This is a genomic window from Collinsella sp. Sow4_E3 (assembly GCF_052116285.1).
GTDB lineage: Bacteria > Actinomycetota > Coriobacteriia > Coriobacteriales > Coriobacteriaceae > Collinsella.
In genome coordinates, this window is record NZ_JBQKLJ010000057.1 from 1 (window position 1) to 1,533 (window position 1,533).

The 1,533-nt window shown below is 65.0% G+C and carries 1 rRNA gene; it reads left to right on the forward strand.

Annotated features, from left to right (window positions below):
• The first annotated feature begins 2 nt into the window (after positions 1–2).
• Positions 3–1,508, forward strand: a 16S ribosomal RNA gene (locus ACTQ48_RS11145).
• Positions 1,509–1,533: the final 25 nt, after the last annotated feature.

The window sequence follows — 1,533 nt, forward strand, 5'->3', positions numbered from 1 at the left end:
TTTGGACGGAGAGTTCGATCCTGGCTCAGGATGAACGCTGGCGGCGCGCCTAACACATGCAAGTCGAACGGCACCCACCTCCGGGTGGAAGCGAGTGGCGAACGGCTGAGTAACACGTGGAGAACCTGCCCCCTCCCCCGGGATAGCCGCCCGAAAGGACGGGTAATACCGGATACCCCCGGGTGCCGCATGGCGCCCGGGCTAAAGCCCCGACGGGAGGGGATGGCTCCGCGGCCCATCAGGTAGACGGCGGGGTGACGGCCCACCGTGCCGACAACGGGTAGCCGGGTTGAGAGACCGACCGGCCAGATTGGGACTGAGACACGGCCCAGACTCCTACGGGAGGCAGCAGTGGGGAATCTTGCGCAATGGGGGCAACCCTGACGCAGCGACGCCGCGTGCGGGACGGAGGCCTTCGGGTCGTAAACCGCTTTCAGCAGGGAAGAGACGAGACTGTACCTGCAGAAGAAGCCCCGGCTAACTACGTGCCAGCAGCCGCGGTAATACGTAGGGGGCGAGCGTTATCCGGATTCATTGGGCGTAAAGCGCGCGTAGGCGGCCCGGCAGGCCGGGGGTCGAAGCGGGGGGCTCAACCCCCCGAAGCCCCCGGAACCTCCGCGGCTTGGGTCCGGTAGGGGAGGGTGGAACACCCGGTGTAGCGGTGGAATGCGCAGATATCGGGTGGAACACCGGTGGCGAAGGCGGCCCTCTGGGCCGAGACCGACGCTGAGGCGCGAAAGCTGGGGGAGCGAACAGGATTAGATACCCTGGTAGTCCCAGCCGTAAACGATGGACGCTAGGTGTGGGGGGACGATCCCCCCGTGCCGCAGCCAACGCATTAAGCGTCCCGCCTGGGGAGTACGGCCGCAAGGCTAAAACTCAAAGGAATTGACGGGGGCCCGCACAAGCAGCGGAGCATGTGGCTTAATTCGAAGCAACGCGAAGAACCTTACCAGGGCTTGACATATGGGTGAAGCGGGGGAGACCCCGTGGCCGAGAGGAGCCCATACAGGTGGTGCATGGCTGTCGTCAGCTCGTGTCGTGAGATGTTGGGTTAAGTCCCGCAACGAGCGCAACCCCCGCCGCGTGTTGCCATCGGGTGATGCCGGGAACCCACGCGGGACCGCCGCCGTCAAGGCGGAGGAGGGCGGGGACGACGTCAAGTCATCATGCCCCTTATGCCCTGGGCTGCACACGTGCTACAATGGCCGGTACAGAGGGATGCCACCCCGCGAGGGGGAGCGGATCCCGGAAAGCCGGCCCCAGTTCGGATTGGGGGCTGCAACCCGCCCCCATGAAGTCGGAGTTGCTAGTAATCGCGGATCAGCATGCCGCGGTGAATGCGTTCCCGGGCCTTGTACACACCGCCCGTCACACCACCCGAGTCGTCTGCACCCGAAGTCGCCGGCCCAACCGAGAGGGGGGAGGCGCCGAAGGTGTGGAGGGTGAGGGGGGTGAAGTCGTAACAAGGTAGCCGTACCGGAAGGTGCGGCTGGATCACCTCCTTTCTAGGGAGATACATTCTTAGAGAGA